We start from the raw sequence: 19,504 nt of genomic DNA on the forward strand, positions 1-19,504 counted from the left end.
CATAGCCGCTGGCGCGGCGGCGTCGAGCCCGGCGGGCGCGATCAGTCCAGGTTGGGCCGTAGCCAGCGCTCCGCCGTCGGCAGATCGACCCCGCGCCGCGCGGCATAGTCCTCGACCTGGTCGCGCCCGATCCGCGCCACGCCGAAGTACTGGCTGTCGGGGTGGGCGAAGTAGAAGCCCGAGACCGCCGCGGTAGGCAGCATGGCCTGGCTTTCGGTCAGGGTCAGCCCGGCATTGTCGGTGGCCTTGAGCAGATCGAACAGGATCGGCTTGAGGCTGTGATCGGGGCAGGCGGGATAGCCCGGCGCCGGGCGGATGCCGCGATACTGCTCGCGGATCAGCGCCTCGTTGGTCAATTGCTCGCCCGGGGCATAGCCCCACAGCGTGGTGCGCACGTGCTGGTGCAGCCGCTCGGCGAAGGCCTCGGCGAAACGGTCCGCCAGGGCCTTGAGCAGGATGTCGTTGTAATCGTCGTGCGCGGCCTGGAAGCGGGCGAGGTGCGGCTCGATCCCGTGGATGCCCACCGCGAAGCCGCCCAGCCAGTCGCCCGCCGGATCGATGAAGTCGGCCAGGCAGAAGTTGGCACGGCCGCGGCTCTTCTTGATCTGCTGGCGCAGGAAGGGGAGGCGGGTGCCGTTGTCGAGCAGGATGTCGTCCCCGTCGCGCCGGCACGGCCAGAATGCGGCGACCCCCTTTGCGGTCAGCCACTTCTCGGCGACGATCCGCTCCAGCATGGCGCGCGCATCGGCATAGAGCGATCGCGCGCTTTCCCCCACCACCGTGTCCTCGAGGATCGCGGGATAGGTTCCGGCCAGCTCCCAGGCGCGGAAGAACGGGGTCCAGTCGATGCACTCGACCAGGTCGGCGAGGTCCCAGTCGGCATAGACGTGGAGCCCGGGCTGGGCCGGGGCAGGGGCCTTTTCGGCGAAGTCGGGCACGAAGGCGTTGGCGCGGGCGTCCTCGAGCGGGAGCAGGGCCGAACCCTCCTTGCCGGCGCGCGCCTCGCGCACGGCCTCGTACTCGTTCGCCGTGGCATGGATGAACGGCTTGGCCTGGGTGTCGGACAGCAGCTGGCTGGCCACGCCCACTGCGCGGCTGGCGTCGAGCACGTGGATCACCGGGCCCTCATAGGCCGGATCGATCCGCAGCGCGGTGTGGACCTTGCTGGTGGTCGCCCCGCCGATCAGCAGCGGCATGGTCATGCCGGCGCGCTGCATCTCCTCGGCCACGGTCACCATCTCGTCGAGCGAGGGGGTGATCAGGCCCGACAGGCCGATCATGTCGACCTGCTCCTGCTGCGCGGTGTCGATGATCTTCGACCACGGCACCATCACCCCCAGGTCGAGCACCTCGTAGCCGTTGCACTGCAGGACCACGCCGACGATGTTTTTGCCGATGTCGTGGACGTCGCCCTTGACCGTGGCCATGATGATCCGGCCCTTGGCCTTGGCGCCCTCCTCCTTCTCCGCCTCGATGTAGGGGATCAGGTGGGCCACGGCCTTCTTCATCACGCGGGCGCTCTTGACCACCTGCGGGAGGAACATCTTGCCGGCGCCGAACAGGTCGCCGACCACGTTCATGCCGTCCATCAGCGGGCCCTCGATCACCTCGATCGGGCGGCCGCCGCGCGCCGCGATCTCCTGCCGCGCCAGCTCGGTGTCGTCGACGATATGGGCATCGATGCCCTTCACCAGGGCATGCTCGATCCGCTTGATCACGTCCCAGCCGCGCCATTCCTCGGCCGCCTTGTCGGCGGCCTTGTCGGCGCCCTTGAACTGCTCGGCCAGCGTGATCAGCCGTTCGGTCGCATCGGGATCGCGGTTGAGGATCACGTCCTCGCAGGCCAGCCGCAGCGCCGGGTCGATCGTGTCGTAGACGTCGAGCTGGCCGGCGTTGACGATCGCCATGTCCAGCCCGGCCGGGATCGCGTGGTAGAGGAAGATCGAATGCATCGCCCGGCGCACCGGCTCGTTGCCGCGGAACGAGAACGACAGGTTGGACAGCCCGCCCGAGAAGTGGACATGCGGGCAGGCGGCGCGGATCTCCCTCACCGCCTCGATGAAGTCGACCGCGTAGTTGTTGTGCTCCTCGATCCCGGTCGCCACGGCGAAGATGTTGGGATCGAAAATGATATCCTCGGGCGGGAAGCCGATCCCGGTCAACAGCTTGTAGGCCCGCGTGCAGATCTCGACCTTGCGCGCCCTGGTGTCGGCCTGCCCCTTCTCGTCGAAAGCCATGACCACCACCGCGGCGCCATAGTCCATGCACAGTCTCGCCTGGGCCAGGAACGGCTCTTCGCCTTCCTTCATGCTGATCGAATTGACGATCGGCTTGCCCGAGACGCACTTCAGCCCGGCCTCGATCACCTCCCACTTTGAGCTGTCGATCATCACCGGCACCCGCGCGATGTCGGGCTCGGCGGCCAGCAGCTTGAGATAGGTCGTCATGGCGTGGACCGCGTCGAGCAGGCCCTCGTCCATGTTGACGTCGATCACCTGCGCGCCGTTCTCGACCTGCTGGCGTGCCACCTCGATCGCCTTGGGGTAGTCCCCCGCAAGGATCAGCTTCTTGAAGGCGGCCGAGCCGGTGACATTGGTGCGTTCGCCGATGTTGACGAAGCGGGCGGATGAATTCTGGGTCACAAGCAATGTTCCGTTCGTGTCGAGCGAAGTCGAGACACGTTGTGCGCCCGTGTCTCGACTTCGCTCGACACGAACGGGGTGGGAGTGGTTGGGATCAGGCGGCCGCCATGATGAACGGCTCCAGCCCGGCAAGGCGCGTCACCGGCTCCAGCGCGGGGATCGTTCGCCCCGGCAGGCCCTGCACCGCTTTCGCCATGGCCGCGATATGCGCCGGGGTTGAGCCGCAGCAGCCGCCCAGCACGTTCACCTGCCCGGCCGCAGCCCATTCGTGGACCAGCCCGGCGGTGGTGTCGGGCAGCTCGTCATAGGCGCCCAGCTCGTTGGGCAGGCCGGCGTTGGGATAGACCATGATCGCGGTGTCGGCGATCTCGCTCAGCAGCTTGACGTGCGGGCGCAGCTGGGTCGCGCCGAACGAGCAGTTGAGCCCGATGGTCAGCGGCTTGGCATGGCGCACCGCGTGCCAGAAGGCCTCGACCGTGTGGCCCGAGAGGTTGCGCCCCGACAGGTCGGTGAGGGTCATCGAGAGCATGATCGGCACCTCGCGGCCCAGCGCCTGCTCGAGCTGCTTGACCGCCATGATGCCGGCCTTGGCATTGAGCGTGTCGAACACGGTCTCGATCAGGATGAAGTCGGCCCCGCCCTCGACCAGCGCCGCGGCCTGTTCGGAGTAGACCTCGACCAGGGTGTCCCAGTCGATCTCGCGGAAGCCCGGGTCATTGACGTCGGGGCTGAGCGAGAGGGTCTTGTTGGTCGGTCCGATCGCCCCGGCGACGAAGCGCGGGCGGCCGTCCGCCGCGGCGAACTCGTCCGCCACGCGGCGGGCCAGGCGGGCGCTTTCCACGTTGATCTCGCGCACCAGATGCTCGGCGGCATAGTCGGCCTGGCTGATCCGGTTGGCCGAGAAGGTGTTGGTCTCGGCAATGTCCGCCCCGGCCGCGAAGTAGGCGCGGTGGATCGCCTCGGGCACCTCGGGCTTGGTCAGCGCGAGGATGTCGTTGTTGCCCTTCTGGTCCTTGGCCAGACCCAGCGTGCCGGCATAGTCGGCCTCGGCCAGCTTCCAGCCCTGGATCTCGGTCCCGAAGGCGCCGTCCGTGATCAGGATGCGCTGCGCGGCTTCAGCCAGGAAGGCGGCGCGGGCGGCGCTGGGGGTAAAGGCGTTCATCGGTTTGGTCCTTGTTCGTTACCACCATCGTCACCCTGAACTTGTTTCAGGGTCCATTTCGCCTCCGGCACCATCCGTGCCTCAGGGCACGATGGATCCTGAACCAAGTTCAGGATGATGCGTGAAGATAGGTCCTTCACCCTTTCGGCCTCACGCCGAGCAGGTGGCAGATCGCATAGGCCTGTTCGGCCTTGTTGAGCGTGTAGAAGTGGAAATCCCGCACTCCGCCGGCATAGAGCCGGCGGCACAGGTCGGCGGCGGCAACCGCCGAGACCAGGCTGCGCGGGCCCGGGCGTTCGTCGAGCCCTTCGAACATGGCTTCCATCCAGCCGGGGATCTCGGTGTTGGCGCTCATCCGGCGGATCGCGGCGAAGCTCGTCACCGGCATGATCCCGGGCAGCACCGCCACGTCGATCCCGGCCGCCAGGACCTTGTCGAGAAAGCGGAAGTAGGCGTCGGTCGAGAAGAAGAACTGCGTGATCGCGCGGGTCGCGCCGGCATCGACCTTGCGCTTGAGGTTGTCGAGATCGGCCGCGGTGCTGACCGCCTCGGGGTGGACCTCGGGATAGGCGGCCACCGAGATCTCGAACGCGTGACGCGCCCTCAGCCCGGCCACCAGCTCGGCGGCGCTGGCATAACCGGCCGGGTGCGGCACGAAGCGGCCACCATCCGCCGGCGGCGGATCGCCCCGCAGCGCCACGATGTGGCGCACCCCGGCCGCCCAGTACTGGTCGGCGATCTCGGCGATCTCGTCCTTGCTGGCGCTGACGCAGGTCAGGTGGGCGGCCGGGACCAGGCTGGTCTCGCGCACCAGCCGCGCCACGGTGGCATGGGTGCGCTCGCGGGTCGAACCGCCGGCGCCATAGGTCACCGAGACGAAGCTGGGGTCGAGCGGGGCGAGCTGGGTGATCGCGTCCCACAGCTGCTCCTCCATCTTCTCGCTCTTGGGCGGAAAGAATTCGAACGACACCGAGATGTCGCCCGGAAGATCGGCAAACAGCGGGTAGGAGGGGAGCACGGTCACGCCTGGATCTTTCGCGGGTGGGTCTGAGCGGGCACGACGCCGAGACGCGTGCCGGTCCAGATCTTGACGGTGAGGGGTTGGCCCGGGATCGCCAGCGGTGGCGCCGGGGCATAGCCGGCACCGGTCAGCAGCGCCAGCATCTGCTCGTCCGAGAAGCCCAGCCGGACATGGGCATGCTGGCTGCGCAGCTCCTCGTGGCCGTGCGCCGCAAAGTCGACCACGGCGATGCGGCCACCCGGTGCGGTCACGCGGGCCGCCTCGGCCAGCACCGCTTCCGGGTCCTGGGCATAGTGCAGCACCTGATGGAACAGCACGGTATCGAAGGTGGCCTCGGCGAAGGGCAGGGCCGCGAAGTCGCCCTGCTGGAGGTCGACCTTGCCCGGCGGCAGGTGCTGCAGGCGGGTCCGCGCCAGCCGGAGCATTTCGGGGCTCTTGTCGATCGCGGCAAGCCGCTCGGCCCGCGGTGCGAACAGTTCGGCCATCCGCCCGGTGCCGGTCCCGACATCGAGCACGGTGCCGAGCGCGGCCGGCTCGAGCGCCGCGGCGAGCGCCGCCTCGACCGGCTCGTCGGGGGAATGGAGCGAGCGCAGCGTGTCCCACTCGGCGGCGTGCCGGGCGAAGTAGGCGGCGGCCTGCTCCTCGCGCGCGGCGCGGATCGCGGCGAGGTGCCGGCGATCCTCGGCACAGCGCCCGGCGAAGGCGGCGTCATCGGCCGCGCCGGCCTCGAGCAGACGGGCCACGGCAGCGCCCAGCGGCGGCGCCCGGTCGGGCGCCACGGCGATCCGCAGGAACACCCAGGAGCCTTCGCGGCGGCGTTCGGCCAGCCCGGCGTCGCACAGGATCTTGATGTGCCGCGACACCCGCGGCTGGCTTTGTCCGAGGACCAGCGCCAGCTCGCCCACGGCCAGCTCCATGTCGGCCAGCAGCCGCATGATCCGCAGCCGGGTAGGGTCGGCCAGGGCGCGCAAGGTGGGTTCGAGCTTCATCGTGCGATGGGATATAAAGATATCTTTATATGATTTCAAGGTGGGGGATCGCCCCGTGTGACGGGTTTGCGCTGCGCCGGGGCGATGCGCTACAGCGGCGGTCGATGCAGATACCCAGCAAAGGTTCGATTCCCATGAAGAAATCCGTTCTTCTCGCCACCATGGCCGCAACGCTCGCCCTTGCCGGATGCGGCAGCTCGGACGGTGCCAACGAGCAGGCCAGCCCCGACAATGTCGAGATGCCCGCCGAGGAGAGCATGAGCACGGTCGCCGCGCTGCCGGTTCCCGATGCGGCGCCGGCCACCCAGGCGGCCGACCCCAATGCCGCCGCCAAGCCCGATGACGCGGCGGCTGCCGCGGCCGCCGCCGCCGCCGACTTCAACGCGGCGGGCGACGGTGCCGACGAGGCGGTCGAGCAGGCTGAGAAGAAGATGTGATGCCACACCGGGGCGGGGCGGGACGGTTTTTCCTGGCGCTCGCCCCGCTGCTGGCGCTGGCCGCCTGCGAGAAGGCCGACAACGAACCAGGCCCGGGTGGCGTGACCATGGGCGAGGCCCGCGCGCTCGACCGCGCCGCGGCCATGATCGAGGATCAGGCTCCACCCGGTCCCGGTCCGTCCCCCGCGGCGACCGGAACCGCGCCACACTAGCGCGGAAATCGTCGGCGCGGGGCGTGATCGCCTCTTGTGCCGGCGGCGCGGACGTGGCTTGGCCTGCAGCACCGCCAACCTTTTGCCGAGCGCCGGACCGAACGTGGATCGCACCAGCCTTTTTGCCCGTGGTCGCCGGGACGCGCTCGATTCGCTGCGGCTGATCGCCATTTCCAGCGTGCTGATCGATCACGCGGGGGTCTTCCTGCACTTCTTCCCCGGGCTGGTGGGGGTGCGCTTCTTCCTGCTGCTCAGCGGGTTCCTGATCACCCGCACGCTGATGGCCCAGCTGACCGGCCCGATCGGCGAGAGCCTGCCCGCGCTGCTCAGCTTCTACGCCAAGCGGGCGCTGCGGATCTGGCCGCTGTACTATGCGATCATCGCCGTGCTGCTGGCCGCCGGAGTGATCGGGCTGCGCGAGGCCGCGGTCCACGGCCTGTTCACCACCAACATCGTCCAGGCGCTGCGCAACCACTGGCACGTGCCCTCGTGGTTCCTCCCCCATTTCTGGACGATCTGCGTGCAGGAGCAGTTCTACCTCGTCTGGCCGGTGCTGTTCGTGCTGATCGACGGCGGGCGCCGCACCACGCTGCTGGCAGCGATGATCGCCGTCGCCGTGCTGTTCCGCGCCGGAATGTGGCTGACCGGGCTGCATACCCAGGTCGGCTTCTACACCCTGCCCTTCGCCTCGTTCGATGCGCTGGCGGTCGGGTCGCTGCTCGCGCTGGGCCATGCCCGGCTGGGTGCGTTGGTCCAGCCGCGCGCCCAGGTCGCGGCGCTGGTCCTGGCCGGGCTGCTGGCCGTGGCCGGCCTGCTCGGCGGCTTCGTCGATACCGTGCTGCTGCCGGGCCTGTGGCTGCTGCCGCTCAGCGTGCTGATCCTCTCCGCCTTCGATGGCCGGCTCGGCCCGGCCGGGACGGTGCTGGGCTGGCGGCCGCTGGTGTTCTTCGGGCGGATCAGCCTGGGGATCTATCTGCTCCACCTCCCGGTCGCCTATGCCATCATCACCCACGGCCCGCGCTGGCTGATCCCCTGGGTCGAGCACCGCACCTGGTCCGGCCTGGCGATCAACACCGGGGTGACCCTTGTGTTCGCGACGCTCAGCTGGTTCCTGTTCGAAAGCCCGCTGCAGCGCCTGCGCCGCTACCTGCCCGACGACCGCCGCGCGCGGCCCGCTGCCGCGGCGGCGGCCTAGAGTCTGTCCTGTTGAGGTCGGACCACACCGACGCCCGTTCGTGTCGAGCCCTGCGCCACGCTACGGACATACTTCGGCCCCTTGGGCCGAAGTCGAGAGACGCCGCACGATGCCTCTCGACTTCGCTCGAGGCGAACGGAAGAGACGTGAATCAACCTCTTGAGGACGGACTCTAGCCGGTTGCAGGCCGGCGTGGCTGGACCGGGGCCAGGGTGGGTGCCGTCACCGTGTCACAGGACCGGCAACAGGCGCTAGTCGAACGCGACCTTGCCCCGCCCGGCCTTGACCGCGCCGCGCTTCTTCTTCCCCTCCAGCCGCTGCGTCTTGCCTACCCGGTTGAGCCGGCTCTTGGCGCGCGCCTCGGGCAGGCGGTGCGCCTCGCGCAGCAGCTCGGCTAGCCGTTCGCGGGCATCGGCGCGGTTCTGCTCCTGGGTGCGGAAGCGCCGCGCGGTCAGGACGATCTCGCCCTTGGCGGTCATCTTGCTGCCGGCCAGGGCGCGCAGCCGGTGATAGACCGGCGGGGCGAGCCGCAACGCGAACACGTCAACCCGCAGCTGTACCGCGGTGGCCACCTTGTTGACGTTCTGCCCGCCCGGCCCGGCGGCCGCGATGAAGCTTTCGCCGGCGATGGCCAGCGCGCGTTCGATCGCCGCCGCGGCTGGGTCAGCCATCGGTGAAACCGAGGGCGGCGAAGTCGGCGGGCAGCGGGGCCACGGCAAGGATCGGGTCCTTCCCTTCGCGCGGGACAGTCAGCCCGGCGGCGTGCAGCATCGTGCGCGCCGCGCCGCCGGCCGGGGCGGGCCCGCTACCATACACCGGATCGCCCAGCAGCGCATGGCCGAAGGCATGGGCCGCGTGGACCCGGATCTGGTGCGTGCGCCCGGTCTCGGGGCGGAACTCGACCAGGGTGACGCCGCCAAGCGTGGCGAGGCGCCGCCAGTGCGTTACCGCGGGCTTGCCCTTCCTGGCCACGATCATCCGCCAGCCGTCGCGGGCCGAGCTGATCTTGGCCAGCGACAGCGCGATCGTCCCTGCCTCCTCGGCCACCGCGCCGGCGACGATGCCGAGATAGCGCTTCTCCACCTGCCGCGCCTCGAAGGCCGCGGCGAAGCGCTTGAGCGCCTTGGGGTGGCGCGCCAGCAGGAGGCAGCCCGAGGTGTCGCGGTCGAGCCGGTGGACCGCGGCCGGCGGGCGCTGGAAGCCGAAGCGCAGCGCGTCGAGGCGGTCCTCGAGGCTGGGACCGCCGGCGCGGGGGCGATCGAGCGGCAGCCCGGCAGGCTTGTCGATCACCAGCGCCTCGCCGTCTTCGAACAGGATGGGGAAGGGGGTGGTCATGGTGATCCGATCAGTCGGGGAAATTCAGCCATCGTCATCCCGGGCCCGACCCGGGATCCAGCTGTCCCTCAACCCTGTGGGGCAAAGCAGGGCCCTGGATCAAGTCCGGGGCGACGATGGCATGGGGTTTGCGGGATTTGCCCAGGCATCGGGGCGATCCGAGCGGTTAGGCACGCCGTGGTCCCGGATTCGCTCCGGGACAAGCGTCACGCCACCGCCGCGGCGATCCGGTCCAGCGCCTCGTCCAGCTTTGCCTCGTCCGCGGCGAACGAGATGCGGAAGCCGTCGCGCCCGCCGAACCCGCTGGCGGCGACGATCGCCACCCCGTGATCCAGCAGGTGCAGCGCCAGCGCGTTGTCATCGCCGAAGCGGTCCATCAGCGGGGCCGCGTCGATCATGCAGTAGAACGCCCCGTCGGGCACGGGGGTGGACAGGCCGGGGATCGCGTTGATCCCGGCCACCACCCGGTCGCGGCGGGCGCGGAAGCGCTCGCACCATGCGGCGAGGAAGTCCTGCGGGCCCTCGAATGCGGCGACGGCGGCGGCTTGCGAGACCGAGCAGGGATTGCCCGACGAATGCGACTGGAGCTTTTCCATCGCCGCGATCAGCCAGGCCGGGCCGGCTGCGACGCCGATCCGGAAGCCCGTCATCGCGTGGCTCTTGGACACCCCCGAGACGGTCAGGACCCGGTCGGACAGGTCGGGGCACTCCACCGCCAGCGTGGCGTGGCGGCCGGGGGTGTAGCGCAGCGGCGCATAGATGTCGTCGCTCAGCACCAGCACCTGCGGGTGCGCGCGCAGCACCGCGCCCAGCGCCTGCAGTTCCTCGGCGGGATAGGTGGCCCCGGTGGGGTTGCCGGGGCTGTTGAGCAGCAGCCAGCGGGTGCGCGGGGTGATCGCCGCCGCCAGCTGCGCCGCGGTGATGCGGAACCCTCCGGTAGCCGCGGTCGGCAGCGGCACCACCGTGCCGCCGGCGAAGCGGACGATCTCGGGATAGGATACCCACCACGGCGCAGGAATCAGCACCTCGTCACCGGGATCGAGCGTGGCCAGCAGCGCGTGGAAGATCGCCTGCTTGCCCCCGGCGCTGATCGTGACCTGCTCGCTCGGCACCGCGATCGCCAGATCGCGGGCGAAGTGCAGGGCGGCGGCGGCCTTCATCCGCGCGGTGCCGCCCACCGCAGTGTACTTGGTTTCGCCCGCGTCCAGCGCCGCCTTGGCCGCGGCTAGAACGTGGTCGGGGGTGGCGAAATCGGGTTCGCCCACCGACAGCGAGATGATGTCGCGGCCCGCGGCGCGCAGCGCGATCGCCCGGTCGGTCATGGCCGTGGTGCGCGAGGCGGCGATCCGGGCGAGCGCCTGCGACACCGGCGGGGCAGCGGCGCTCATCCGATCAGCTGCGCCGGAACCAGGCCGCGCACGGCGTTGCCCAGCAGGAACCCGTCGGCCAGGTCGTCCAGCGTCAGATCGGCTTCGCGCGCCCGGCCATCGGCCAGCAGCGCCCCGCGCAGCACCCCGGGCAGCAGCCCGCGCGCTGCCGGCGGCGTCAGCAGCACCCCGTCGCGCGCGACGAACAGGTTGGTGAAGCTTCCCTCGGTCAGCACGCCATCGGGGTGGAGCAACAGCGCCTCGTCGGCACCGGCGCCGTGCGCGGCGCGCAGGGCCGCCGCGTAGAAGCCACGGTCGCTGGTCTTGTGGCGCAGGCGCCAGTCGCCGGGATCCACCGGCAGCGGCAGGACGGCGCAGCGCGCCGGGGTTGGCAGCGCGGCCGGCAGGGCTCCGATCTCCAGGGCGTAGGCACCGCTCCGGCTGATCACCAGGCGCACCCGGGCCGGGCCGTCCTGCTCGAAGCACAGCGCCTGGATCGCGTTGCGGATGGCGTGGCGATCGAACCCGCGGCCCAGTTCCGCGGCGCTGCGCCCCACCCGCTCGAGGTGCTGTTCGAGCAGGGCGATGCCGCTCTCCGGGTCGAAGGCCATGGTCTCGATCAGATCGAAACCGCCGGCGGATGCGCGCACGAAACCCCCTTTAACCAGGCACTCCCGCCATTCAGTCAGGCCGTCCGAATCGGCGACGACGGCTGAGCCCACTCCCAGCACGGCGCGGCCCCGCCCGGTTTCGTCCGGGGCCAGCCGGAGCGTGCGGATTGCCACATTGAACGCGCTGTCGCCATAGCCTTCTGTCCCGGACCCGTCGGGATCGGGCGGATCGATCCGTCCGATCGCCCCGCAATAGGGACCGCGCGCGGCGGGTTCGACCGCGTCGATCAGCTCCATCGCGCGGATCTTCGGCGCCCCGGTGATCGAACCGCAGGGCAGCAGCGCACGCACCAGGCCGAGCGCGCCCTGTCCCGGCGACAGCCGGGCGCGCACGGTCGTCACCATCTGGTGCACGGTCGGATAGGACTCGATCGCGAAGGGTGCCTCGACGCGGACCGATCCCGGTTCGGCCACCCGGGAGACGTCATTGCGCATCAGGTCGACGATCATCAGGTTCTCCGCGCGGTCCTTGGCCGAGGCGGCGAGGTCCGCGGCGGCGGCGGCATCGGCGGCCGGATCGGCGTGTCGCGGGCGCGTACCCTTCATCGGCTTGACCGTGGCGGCCTGCCCGCGCAGCGCGAAGAACAGTTCGGGCGAGAGGCTCAGCAGCCAGTGCGAGCCATCGAACACCACCCCGCCATAGCCCGCTCCGCCGGCTGGGCGCAGCCGGGCATAGAGCGCCAGCGGATCGCCCTGGTAGGCGCCGACCAGCGGGAAGGTGAGATTGCCCTGGTAGATATCACCGGCCGTGATCGCCTCGCGCATCGTGGTGAAGGCCGAAAGATAGGCGCCCGCGGCCAGGGCCGGATCGAGCGGGCCGACCGTGGCCGCGCGGCCCGCGGTGCCCTGTGCCAGCCAGTCGCCCATCGCCTCGGGCGCGATCTCGGCATAGCCGGTGAAGGCGCCGAACCACAGCAGCGGCCCCGCGGCCCCGCTGCGCGGTGCGGCGCGCGCGGCGAGCCGGGGCTCGAGCGCCAGTCCGGCCTCGTAGGCGAAGGTTCCCGCGAGGTGCAGCCCCGCGTCGTGGAGCCGATCGAGCCGGGCCAGCGCCGCGGGCAGCTCGTCCGGCCGCCGCGCCACCACCACGCTCTGCGGCGCGCGGTAGAGCCGGGCCGGACTGGGCTGGCCGGGGCGGGCATCGTCGAGCAGGACGAAGGGACCGGCGCGGGGATCGGGGAAGGGCGGGAGGGCGGCCATGGCGGGGGCCTGTAAACATGAAGGAGCGCCGTTGCAAAAGTCCGCGCGGGCAGCCTATGCCTGCGGGGCGCGGCGCGGTGTTCGGCGTCGCGCAGCGGGAGCACGGCGGCGATGGACGATATCTTCCTTGGACTTGGCAGCAACGGCGAGCGCCAGGTGCTCTATCTCGGCCGTGCCAACCGCCACGGGCTGGTCGCCGGGGCCACCGGCACCGGCAAGACCGTCACCCTCCAGACCATCGCCGAACAGTTCTCGGCCGATGGCGTCCCGGTGTTCCTCGCCGACGTCAAGGGCGACCTGTCGGGCATCTGCATGCCGGGCAGCGCGGCGTTCAAGCACGCCGCGGTGATCGAAGGCCGGGCCAAGGAGCTGGGCATCAGCGATTTCGCCTATCGCGACAATCCGGCCGTATTCTGGGATCTCTATGGCGAGAAGGGCCATCCGATCCGCACCACCGTCTCGGAAATGGGGCCGCTGCTGCTGGCCCGCCTGCTCGGGCTCAACGAGACGCAGGAGGGCGTGCTCAACATCGCCTTCCGCTGGGCCGACGACAATGGTCTGCTGCTGCTCGACTTCGACGATCTCCAGCAGGTGCTGATCGCCTGCGCCGAGGCGGCGGGTGAGCTCACCACCAAGTACGGCAACATCTCGAAGGCCAGCGTCGGGACGATCCAGCGCCAGCTGCTGTCCTTCGCCAGCCAGGGCGCCGACCGGTTTTTCGGCGAGCCGGCGTTCGAGATCAACGACTTCATCCGCACCGACGAATCCGGCAAGGGGATCATCAACATCCTCGCCGCCGACAAGCTGATGCAGAGCCCCAAGCTCTACGCCACCTTCCTGCTGTGGCTCCTGTCCGAGCTGTTCGAGGCCCTGCCCGAGGTGGGCGATCCCGAGAAGCCGAACCTGGTGTTCTTCTTCGACGAGGCGCACCTGCTGTTCGACGATGCCCCGCCGGCCCTGTTCGACAAGGTGGAGCAGGTGGTGCGGCTGATCCGCTCGAAGGGCGTCGGCGTCTACTTCATCTCGCAGAACCCGATCGACATTCCCGAGAAGATCGCCGGCCAGCTCGGCAACCGCGTGCAGCACGCGCTGCGCGCCTTCACCCCGCGCGACCAGAAGGCGATCAAGGCGGCGGCCGAGACCTTCCGGATCAACCCTGCGCTCGACGTCGGGACGGTCATCACCGAGCTCAAGGTGGGCGAGGCGCTGGTCTCGACGCTCGACCTCGAGGGCGCTCCCTCGGTCGTGCAGCGCACGCTGATCGCGCCGCCGCGCTCGCGGCTGGGCCCGGTCAGCGACAAGGAGCGGGCGATCATCCAGTCGATCAGCCCGTTTGCCGGCAAGTACGACGCCGCGGTCAACCGCGAGAGCGCGGCCGAGGTGCTCGTCCGGAAGGCGGCGGATGCCGCCGCCGCGGCGCAGGTGGCTGCCGAGCAGGGCGAGGATGCCCAGCGCGCCCAGCCGCGCCAGTCCCCCAGCCTGTGGGGCAAGGCCGGCAAGGCGGCGATGGGGGCGGTCGCGGCCTCGGCGGGATCGGTGCTGGCCGCCCAGCTCAGCGGGCGCAAGTCGCGCGCCTCGCCGGTGGCCTCGGGGCTCTCGGCCGTGGCCGGGACCGTGGCGACCGCGATCGGTGGCGAGGCGCTCGGCCGCTTCGCCCGCGGCCTGCTCGGCGGGCTGCTGCGCTGACCGGCCGCCGGCCGTGGCAGGCTTGACCCACGGTTACGATTGCAACTAACTCGCCCGCCCGCGCCGGGCGTCCGGCGCAACCGTTTCCGGAAAGGTTCGCATGCGTTCGCTGCTCGTCGCCGTCTCGACCCTGTCGCTCGCCCTTGCCGCGCCGGTCCCGGCGCAAGCTGCTTCCCCAGCCGCTCCCCCGGCTGAGGTCCTGGCCCTGGCGCCGCTGCCCGAGGGCCAGCTGAGCGACGCGGCCCGGCCCACCGCCTATCGCCTCGACCTGACCGTCGATCCCGCCAAGGAGCGGTTCTCCGGCCACGTCGAGATCGATGTGCAGGCTGCCCGGGCAAGCCGCTTCATCGACCTGCACGGGCGCGACCTGACCATGCGCCGCATCGTCGCGCGGGTCGGCGGGCGCGAACTGGCCGGCACGTGGCACCAGCTCGACGAGACCGGCGTGGCCCGCCTGACCTTCGCCGAGCCCCTGCCGGCCGGACCACTGACCCTGGCCTTCGACTACGACGCGGCCTTCAGCACCGGGCCGAGCGGGCTGTTCCGGGTCAAGGTGGGCGATGACTGGTATGCCTGGACCCAGTTCGAATCGATCGACGCGCGCGCGGCCTTTCCCGGGTTCGACCAGCCGGGCTTCAAGGTGCCGGTCACGCTCACCCTGCGCACTCCGAAGGGCCTGACCGCGGTGGGCAACGCGCCCGAACAGGGCACCAGCGAGGAAGGCGGGCTGACCGTCCACCGCTTCGCGCCGACCCTGCCGCTGCCGACCTACCTGGTGGCGATGATGGTCGGGCCCTTCGTCGCGGTCGAGGGCCAGGTCGCCGCCAGCCCCGAGCGCGCCACCCCCCTGCCGCTGCGGGTCATCTCGACCCGGCCCAATGCCGGCAAGCTGGATTTCGCCCTGGCCGGGAGCCAGCGCATCCTGACCCTGCTGGAGGACTACTTCGGCGAGGGCTTCCCCTATCCCAAGCTGGACCAGATCACGACGCCGATCCTCCCCGGGGCGATGGAGAACGCCGGCGCGGACCTCTACAACGACGCGATCCTGGTGCTCGACGACCGGTCGCCGGTGTCCCAGCAGCGAGATTTCGGCATGGTCGTGGCCCACGAGCTGGCGCACCAGTGGTTCGGCGATCTCGTCACCCCGGCGTGGTGGGACGACATCTGGCTCAACGAGAGCTTCGCCAACTGGATGGGCTACCGCATCGGCCAGGCCTGGCGGCCCGATCTCAACATCGGCGCCGGAGCCCTGTCGGAAGGCTTCGCCGCGATGGGCACCGATGCGCTCGTCGCCGGGCGTCCGATCCACCAGCCGATCGTTCGCAACAGCCAGATCGATGCCGCCTTCGACAGCATCACCTATGGCAAGGGCGGCCACGTGGTGGCGATGATCGCCGCCTACATGGGCGACGAAAAGTTCAAGGCCGGGGTGCGGCGCTATATGGCGGCACACCGCTATGGCAATGCCACCAGCACCGACTTCTTCCGGGCCATGGCCGAGGTGGCGGGCGATCCGCGGATCCTGCCGGCGATGCAGAGCTTCACCGATCAGCAGGGCGTGCCGCTGCTGACCTTCACCGGCGCGGGCGGCCAGTGGACCGTCAGCCAGAGCCGCTATGCCCGGCTCGGTACCACTCCGCCGCCGACCCGCTGGGGTGTGCCGCTGTGCCTGCGCCAGGGCGCGGCGCGGCAGTGCCAGCTGCTGACCGAACCCTCGGCCAGCCTGACCATCGCCGGCGAGGGGCCCCTGCTGCCCAATGCCGGGGGCACCGGCTACTACCGTTTCGAACTGCCTACGGCGGCATGGGACGCGCTGATCGCGACGGCAGACCGCCTGCCCGGCGGCGAGGCCCTGGCCGTGGCCGATTCGCTGCGCGCCAGTTTCCAGGCCGGGCGGGCGAGTCCGGCGCAGCTGATCGCGCTCGCCCGCCAGCTGTCCGCCAATCCCGACAGCTATGCCAGCGCCGCGGCGCTGCCGACGCTGCAGGGGTGGCATGCCGCCGGCTTCCTCGATGCGCGCGGGACCGCCGGGTATCGCCGCCTGGTTGATCGCCTGCTGGCGCCGCGGCTGGCCGCACTGGGCTTCGATCCCCGCGCCGGGGCCCATGCCGGCGAGGATCCCGAGCGCAGCCAGGCCCGGGTCCAGCTGGTCGGCACCCTGGCCCAGGAGGCGGCTGACCCGGCGCTCCGCCGCCAGCTTGCCGCCGCCGCCACGCGCTATCTCGATGGGGATCGCGCCGCGCTCGATCCCGCCTTCCTCGGCGATGCCCTGTCCGTCTGGGTCGAGACCGGCGGGCTCGGCGCGGCGCAGCGGCTGCTCGGCCTGGCGCTCGCCTCGGAGGATCCGGTGTTCCGCCCGGCGGCGCTGGGTGCGATCGGCGGGAGCGGCAACCCGGGGATCGCCCGCTGGGTGCTCGATCGTGGAACCGACGCCCGTCTGCGTCCCAGCGAGCGGTTCAGCCTGATCGCCGGGGTGATCGCCACCGGGCGCACCCGCGCGCTGGGCTATGCCTGGCTGACCAGCCACTTCGACACGGCGATGGGCCCGGGCGGCGGCATCTTCTTTGCCTCGCGCCTGCCGCAGATGCTGGGCGGGGCCTGCTCGGTCGAGGACGCCGCGCGCTTTGCCCGCGACCTGACCCGGCGCTTCGCGGGCAAGACCGGCGAGCTCGAGCTCGCCCGGACGATCGAGCGGGTGCGCAGCTGCGGCCGGCTGAAGCAGGCCCGCGCCCGCGCGGTGAACGCCGCGCTGGCCGGGCTCAAGGACTGAACGGGCGCCACCCGGCACGGTCCGGCGCCGCGCGGCGGGGGCTCAGAGCGGCAGGCGGACCGTGGCGATGATCCCGCTTGCCGCCGGAGCGCGGCCGCGGCGGTTGGCCAGCGCCAGCGTCCCGCCGTGCTGCTCGGCGATCGCCCGCGCCAGGGTCAAGCCCAGGCCGGCGCCACCGGTCTCGCTGTTGCGTGACGGATCGCCGCGGGTGAAGGGCTCGAGCATGTGGCAGATCTGGTCCTCGGGAATGCCGGGACCGTCGTCCTCGATGCGGATCACGGCGCTGTCACCCTCGCGCACCAGGCTGACCCGGGCCTGCCCGCCGTAGCGCAGGGCATTGCCGATCAGGTTGCGCAGCGCGCGGCGGATCCAGGTCGAGCGCAGCGGCAGCACCAGCCGCTGGGTCGCGTCCAGCTCGACCGGTTCGCCCATGTCCTCGTATTCCTCGACCACGGACGCGACCAGCGCGCCGAGCTCGGTCGTCTCGACCGGATCGCTGGGGCGGCCGACCCGGGCGAGCGAGAGGATGTCGTCGAGCGTGCGGGTGATATCCTCGATCGTGGTCGCCATGCGCTGCCGCTCGGTCTCGTCCTCGACCGTCTCGATCCGCACCCGCAGCGCCGCCAGCGGGGTCTTGAGATCGTGCCCGATCGCGCCGAGCATCACGTCCTTCTCGTCGATCAGGGCGACGATGCGGGCCTCCATCGCGTTGTGGGCGGCGATCAGGCGGGCAATGTCGTCGGGCCCCTGGGGGGCAAGCTGGCCGGCGCTGTCGCGGGTTTCGGCGAAGCGCTCGAGCCGGGTGGTAAGCGCCGCCAGCGGCCGGGTGATCCGCCGCAGCATCAGCCACATCGCACCCACCAGCACCGCGTAGATGAACAGCGTCTGCCCGAACAGGGTGCGCAGCATGAAGCGTTCGGTGGTCGGCACGAAGACCCGCGCGACCAGCCAGCCGTCCTGTCCGGCAACCCGCACGGCGGCGACCATGATTTCGCTTGGCGGAGGGCCGCGAAAGCGCCGGTCGCGCCGGCTGAGCAGGTCCTGCGCGATCGGATCGGACCCCACCGGGCGATGCACCACCAGGGTTTCGGCGACCGGCACCTCCTGCTCGGTGAGGATGCGGCGCAACTCGCTTTCCTCGTCGGGCTCGCGCCGGTCGTTCGCCTGGCCAGGCGGATCGGGGGTGATGATCACCCGCCGGCTGCCGCGGCCCGGGGTGAAGCCGTCGATCGCGGGAATCGACCCCTGCGCCGATTCGCCCCGGACCGCCATGCCGAGGCGGAAGGCGGCGCTGTGGACCAGCGCGCCCTCGATCCGTTCGTGCTCGGCCTTGTACAGCAGCAGCGCGCCGATCCCTTGGGCCAGGAACAGCGCCAGGGCGATCGCCAGCAGCATCTGGCCGCGCAGGCTGCGCGGCCACAGCCACGAGAACAGGGCGCCCGGCACCGGCTCAGCCCGCCGCAGACACGGGGCGCCGCCGCACCTCGGCCGCGAGCATGTAGCCGCCGCCCCAGACGGTCTGGATCAGCTGCGGGTTCTTGCTGTCGACCTCGATCTTGCGGCGCAGCCGGCTGACCTGGTTGTCCACCGCGCGATCGAACAGATGCGCTTCGCGGCCCTGGACCATGTCGAGCAGGCGGTCGCGGTCGAGCACCTGGCGGGGGTGTTCGAGAAAGGCCATCAGCAGGCGGAATTCGGCCGAGGAAATCGCCACCACCGCCCCGTCGGGCGCGGTCAGCCGGCGTTTCAGCGGGTCGAGCGCCCAGCCCTCGAAGACCAGCACCTCGGCCGGCTCGGCCAGGCTGTCGCCGTCCTGCGCAGCGCGCTGGGCGCGGCGCAGCACCGAGCGGATCCGGGCGACCAGCTCGCGCGGCTCGAAGGGTTTGACCACATAATCGTCGGCGCCGATCTCGAGCCCGACGATCCGGTCGGTCGCCTCGCCGCGGGCGGTCAGGAAGATCGTCGGCAGCTGGCGCGCTTCGACCAGATGGCGGCACAGCGACAGGCCGTCTTCCCCCGGCATCATGATGTCGAGCAGGACCAGGTCAGGCGTTTCGCGGCGCAGGATCTCGCGCGCCTCGGCGGCGCTCACGGCCTGCTGCACGGCGAACCCCTGACGCACGAGATAGTCGGACAGGGGTTCGCGCAGGGCGGCTTCGTCATCGACCAGGAGCAGGCGTACGGCGGTTTCGTTCATTCCGGCAATCCGGCAGATCGGCGCGACCAAGTCAATTGTCGCCTCCGCCCATCCCGCCGGCCATCATCGCCCGCATGCGCTCTTCCATCTGGGCGCGCATGGCTTCCCTTGCGGCATCGCGCTCGGCCTTGGTCAGCTGGCCGTCATGGTTGGCGTCGGCCAGGTCGAAGCGGCGCAGCGATCCGCCCACGAATTCCTCGCGGCTGATCTTGCCGTCGCCATCGGCGTCGAGCATGCGGGCCATGCCGCCACCCGGCCCACCGTCACCGCCGCGGCGACGCGGCCGATCCCGGCCCGGTCCACCCGGTCCGTCAGGCCCCCCGGGCTGGCCCGCGCGCAGTTCCTCGGCGGTCACCATACCGTCGCCATTGGCATCGAGTGCGGTGAAGCGCGCGGCGGCCTGGCTTTCGGCCGTCTGCCGCGCCACCGTGGCGTCGCCGTAAGGGTCGGCCATCGGGCCCATCGGACCCATCGGTTGGGCAAGGACGGCCGATCCGGCCGCCAGCGCCAGCGGGGCGGCCAAGGCCAGCCGCGCCAGCCGGCGGCCCGCGGCGGCGCGATGGAGCGCGCCGCTCACGCGCCGGCTCCGGCGGGTGGCGGGGCTGGGGGCATCGCGCCGGTCC

At 71.0% G+C, this 19,504-nt stretch carries 16 protein-coding genes; 5 read left to right on the top strand and 11 right to left on the bottom strand.

What is annotated here, in order from left to right; all coding sequences use genetic code 11:
* Positions 1-41: 41 nt before the first annotated feature.
* The 4 genes from metH to H7F53_RS13990 form a co-directional block, all read right to left on the bottom strand.
* Positions 42-2,642 (bottom strand): methionine synthase, encoded by a 2,601-nt coding sequence (gene metH / locus H7F53_RS13975; RefSeq protein ID WP_185680118.1) that lies wholly within the window; start codon positions 2,640-2,642, stop codon positions 42-44.
* A 94-nt stretch (positions 2,643-2,736) separates the two neighbouring features.
* Entirely contained in the window at positions 2,737-3,804 is a 1,068-nt protein-coding gene (locus tag H7F53_RS13980; protein WP_185680119.1) for a homocysteine S-methyltransferase family protein, read from the bottom strand.
* A 136-nt stretch (positions 3,805-3,940) separates the two neighbouring features.
* Positions 3,941-4,828 (bottom strand): methylenetetrahydrofolate reductase [NAD(P)H], encoded by an 888-nt coding sequence (gene metF, locus H7F53_RS13985; protein ID WP_185680120.1) that lies wholly within the window; start codon positions 4,826-4,828, stop codon positions 3,941-3,943.
* Positions 4,825-5,814 carry an ArsR/SmtB family transcription factor gene (locus H7F53_RS13990; RefSeq protein WP_185680121.1) on the bottom strand — a complete coding sequence of 330 codons (990 nt, stop codon included), beginning with the start codon at positions 5,812-5,814 and terminating at the stop codon, positions 4,825-4,827. The genes metF and H7F53_RS13990 overlap by 4 nt, the downstream gene beginning before the upstream one ends.
* Positions 5,815-5,948: 134 nt before the next feature.
* On the opposite strand from H7F53_RS13990, the gene H7F53_RS13995 reads away from it, so the two are divergent.
* From H7F53_RS13995 to H7F53_RS14005, 3 genes are all read left to right on the top strand, one after another.
* Complete coding sequence (locus H7F53_RS13995; RefSeq protein ID WP_185680122.1) at positions 5,949-6,251, top strand: hypothetical protein; 303 nt, start codon at positions 5,949-5,951, stop codon at positions 6,249-6,251.
* Positions 6,251-6,463 carry a hypothetical protein gene (locus H7F53_RS14000; protein WP_185680123.1) on the top strand — a complete coding sequence of 71 codons (213 nt, stop codon included), beginning with the start codon at positions 6,251-6,253 and terminating at the stop codon, positions 6,461-6,463. The genes H7F53_RS13995 and H7F53_RS14000 overlap by 1 nt, the downstream gene beginning before the upstream one ends.
* A 103-nt stretch (positions 6,464-6,566) precedes the next feature.
* Positions 6,567-7,658 (top strand): acyltransferase family protein, encoded by a 1,092-nt coding sequence (locus H7F53_RS14005; RefSeq protein WP_185680124.1) that lies wholly within the window; start codon positions 6,567-6,569, stop codon positions 7,656-7,658.
* Positions 7,659-7,909: 251 nt separating this feature from the next.
* On the opposite strand, the gene arfB is transcribed toward H7F53_RS14005, so the two are convergent.
* The 4 genes from arfB to pabB form a co-directional block, all read right to left on the bottom strand.
* A complete protein-coding gene (arfB, locus tag H7F53_RS14010; protein WP_185680125.1) occupies positions 7,910-8,329 on the bottom strand; it encodes an alternative ribosome rescue aminoacyl-tRNA hydrolase ArfB in 420 nt (139 codons plus the stop codon).
* Complete coding sequence (locus tag H7F53_RS14015) at positions 8,322-8,993, bottom strand: RluA family pseudouridine synthase (protein ID WP_185680126.1); 672 nt, start codon at positions 8,991-8,993, stop codon at positions 8,322-8,324. Before H7F53_RS14015 ends, arfB begins: the two co-directional genes overlap by 8 nt.
* A 206-nt stretch (positions 8,994-9,199) precedes the next feature.
* Positions 9,200-10,381: a pyridoxal phosphate-dependent aminotransferase gene (locus H7F53_RS14020; RefSeq protein ID WP_246438912.1), complete on the bottom strand. Its 1,182-nt coding sequence runs from the start codon at positions 10,379-10,381 to the stop codon at positions 9,200-9,202.
* Positions 10,378-12,228, bottom strand: coding sequence for an aminodeoxychorismate synthase component I (gene pabB / locus H7F53_RS14025; protein WP_185680127.1), 1,851 nt, complete (start codon positions 12,226-12,228; stop codon positions 10,378-10,380). The genes H7F53_RS14020 and pabB overlap by 4 nt, the downstream gene beginning before the upstream one ends.
* A 111-nt stretch (positions 12,229-12,339) precedes the next feature.
* Here pabB and H7F53_RS14030 point away from each other — a divergent pair, with 111 nt between their 5' ends.
* Both H7F53_RS14030 and H7F53_RS14035 read left to right on the top strand, forming a co-directional pair.
* On the top strand, positions 12,340-13,914 hold the full coding sequence (locus tag H7F53_RS14030; RefSeq protein WP_185680128.1) for a helicase HerA-like domain-containing protein: 1,575 nt from the start codon (positions 12,340-12,342) through the stop codon (positions 13,912-13,914).
* 100 nt (positions 13,915-14,014) lie between these two features.
* On the top strand, positions 14,015-16,684 hold the full coding sequence (locus H7F53_RS14035) for a M1 family metallopeptidase (protein WP_185680129.1): 2,670 nt from the start codon (positions 14,015-14,017) through the stop codon (positions 16,682-16,684).
* 42 nt (positions 16,685-16,726) lie between these two features.
* Here the strand turns inward: H7F53_RS14035 and H7F53_RS14040 are convergent, their stop codons facing one another.
* The 3 genes from H7F53_RS14040 to H7F53_RS14050 all read right to left on the bottom strand — a co-directional run.
* Entirely contained in the window at positions 16,727-18,130 is a 1,404-nt protein-coding gene (locus H7F53_RS14040; RefSeq protein ID WP_379542772.1) for a sensor histidine kinase, read from the bottom strand.
* A 4-nt stretch (positions 18,131-18,134) separates the two neighbouring features.
* Entirely contained in the window at positions 18,135-18,881 is a 747-nt protein-coding gene (locus H7F53_RS14045; protein ID WP_185680130.1) for a response regulator, read from the bottom strand.
* 31 nt (positions 18,882-18,912) lie between these two features.
* Positions 18,913-19,504: EF-hand domain-containing protein (locus H7F53_RS14050; RefSeq protein ID WP_246438913.1), on the bottom strand; the 592-nt coding region annotated here is incomplete at its 5' end.

Source organism: Novosphingobium piscinae (assembly GCF_014230355.1).
GTDB classification, from domain to species: domain Bacteria; phylum Pseudomonadota; class Alphaproteobacteria; order Sphingomonadales; family Sphingomonadaceae; genus Novosphingobium; species Novosphingobium piscinae.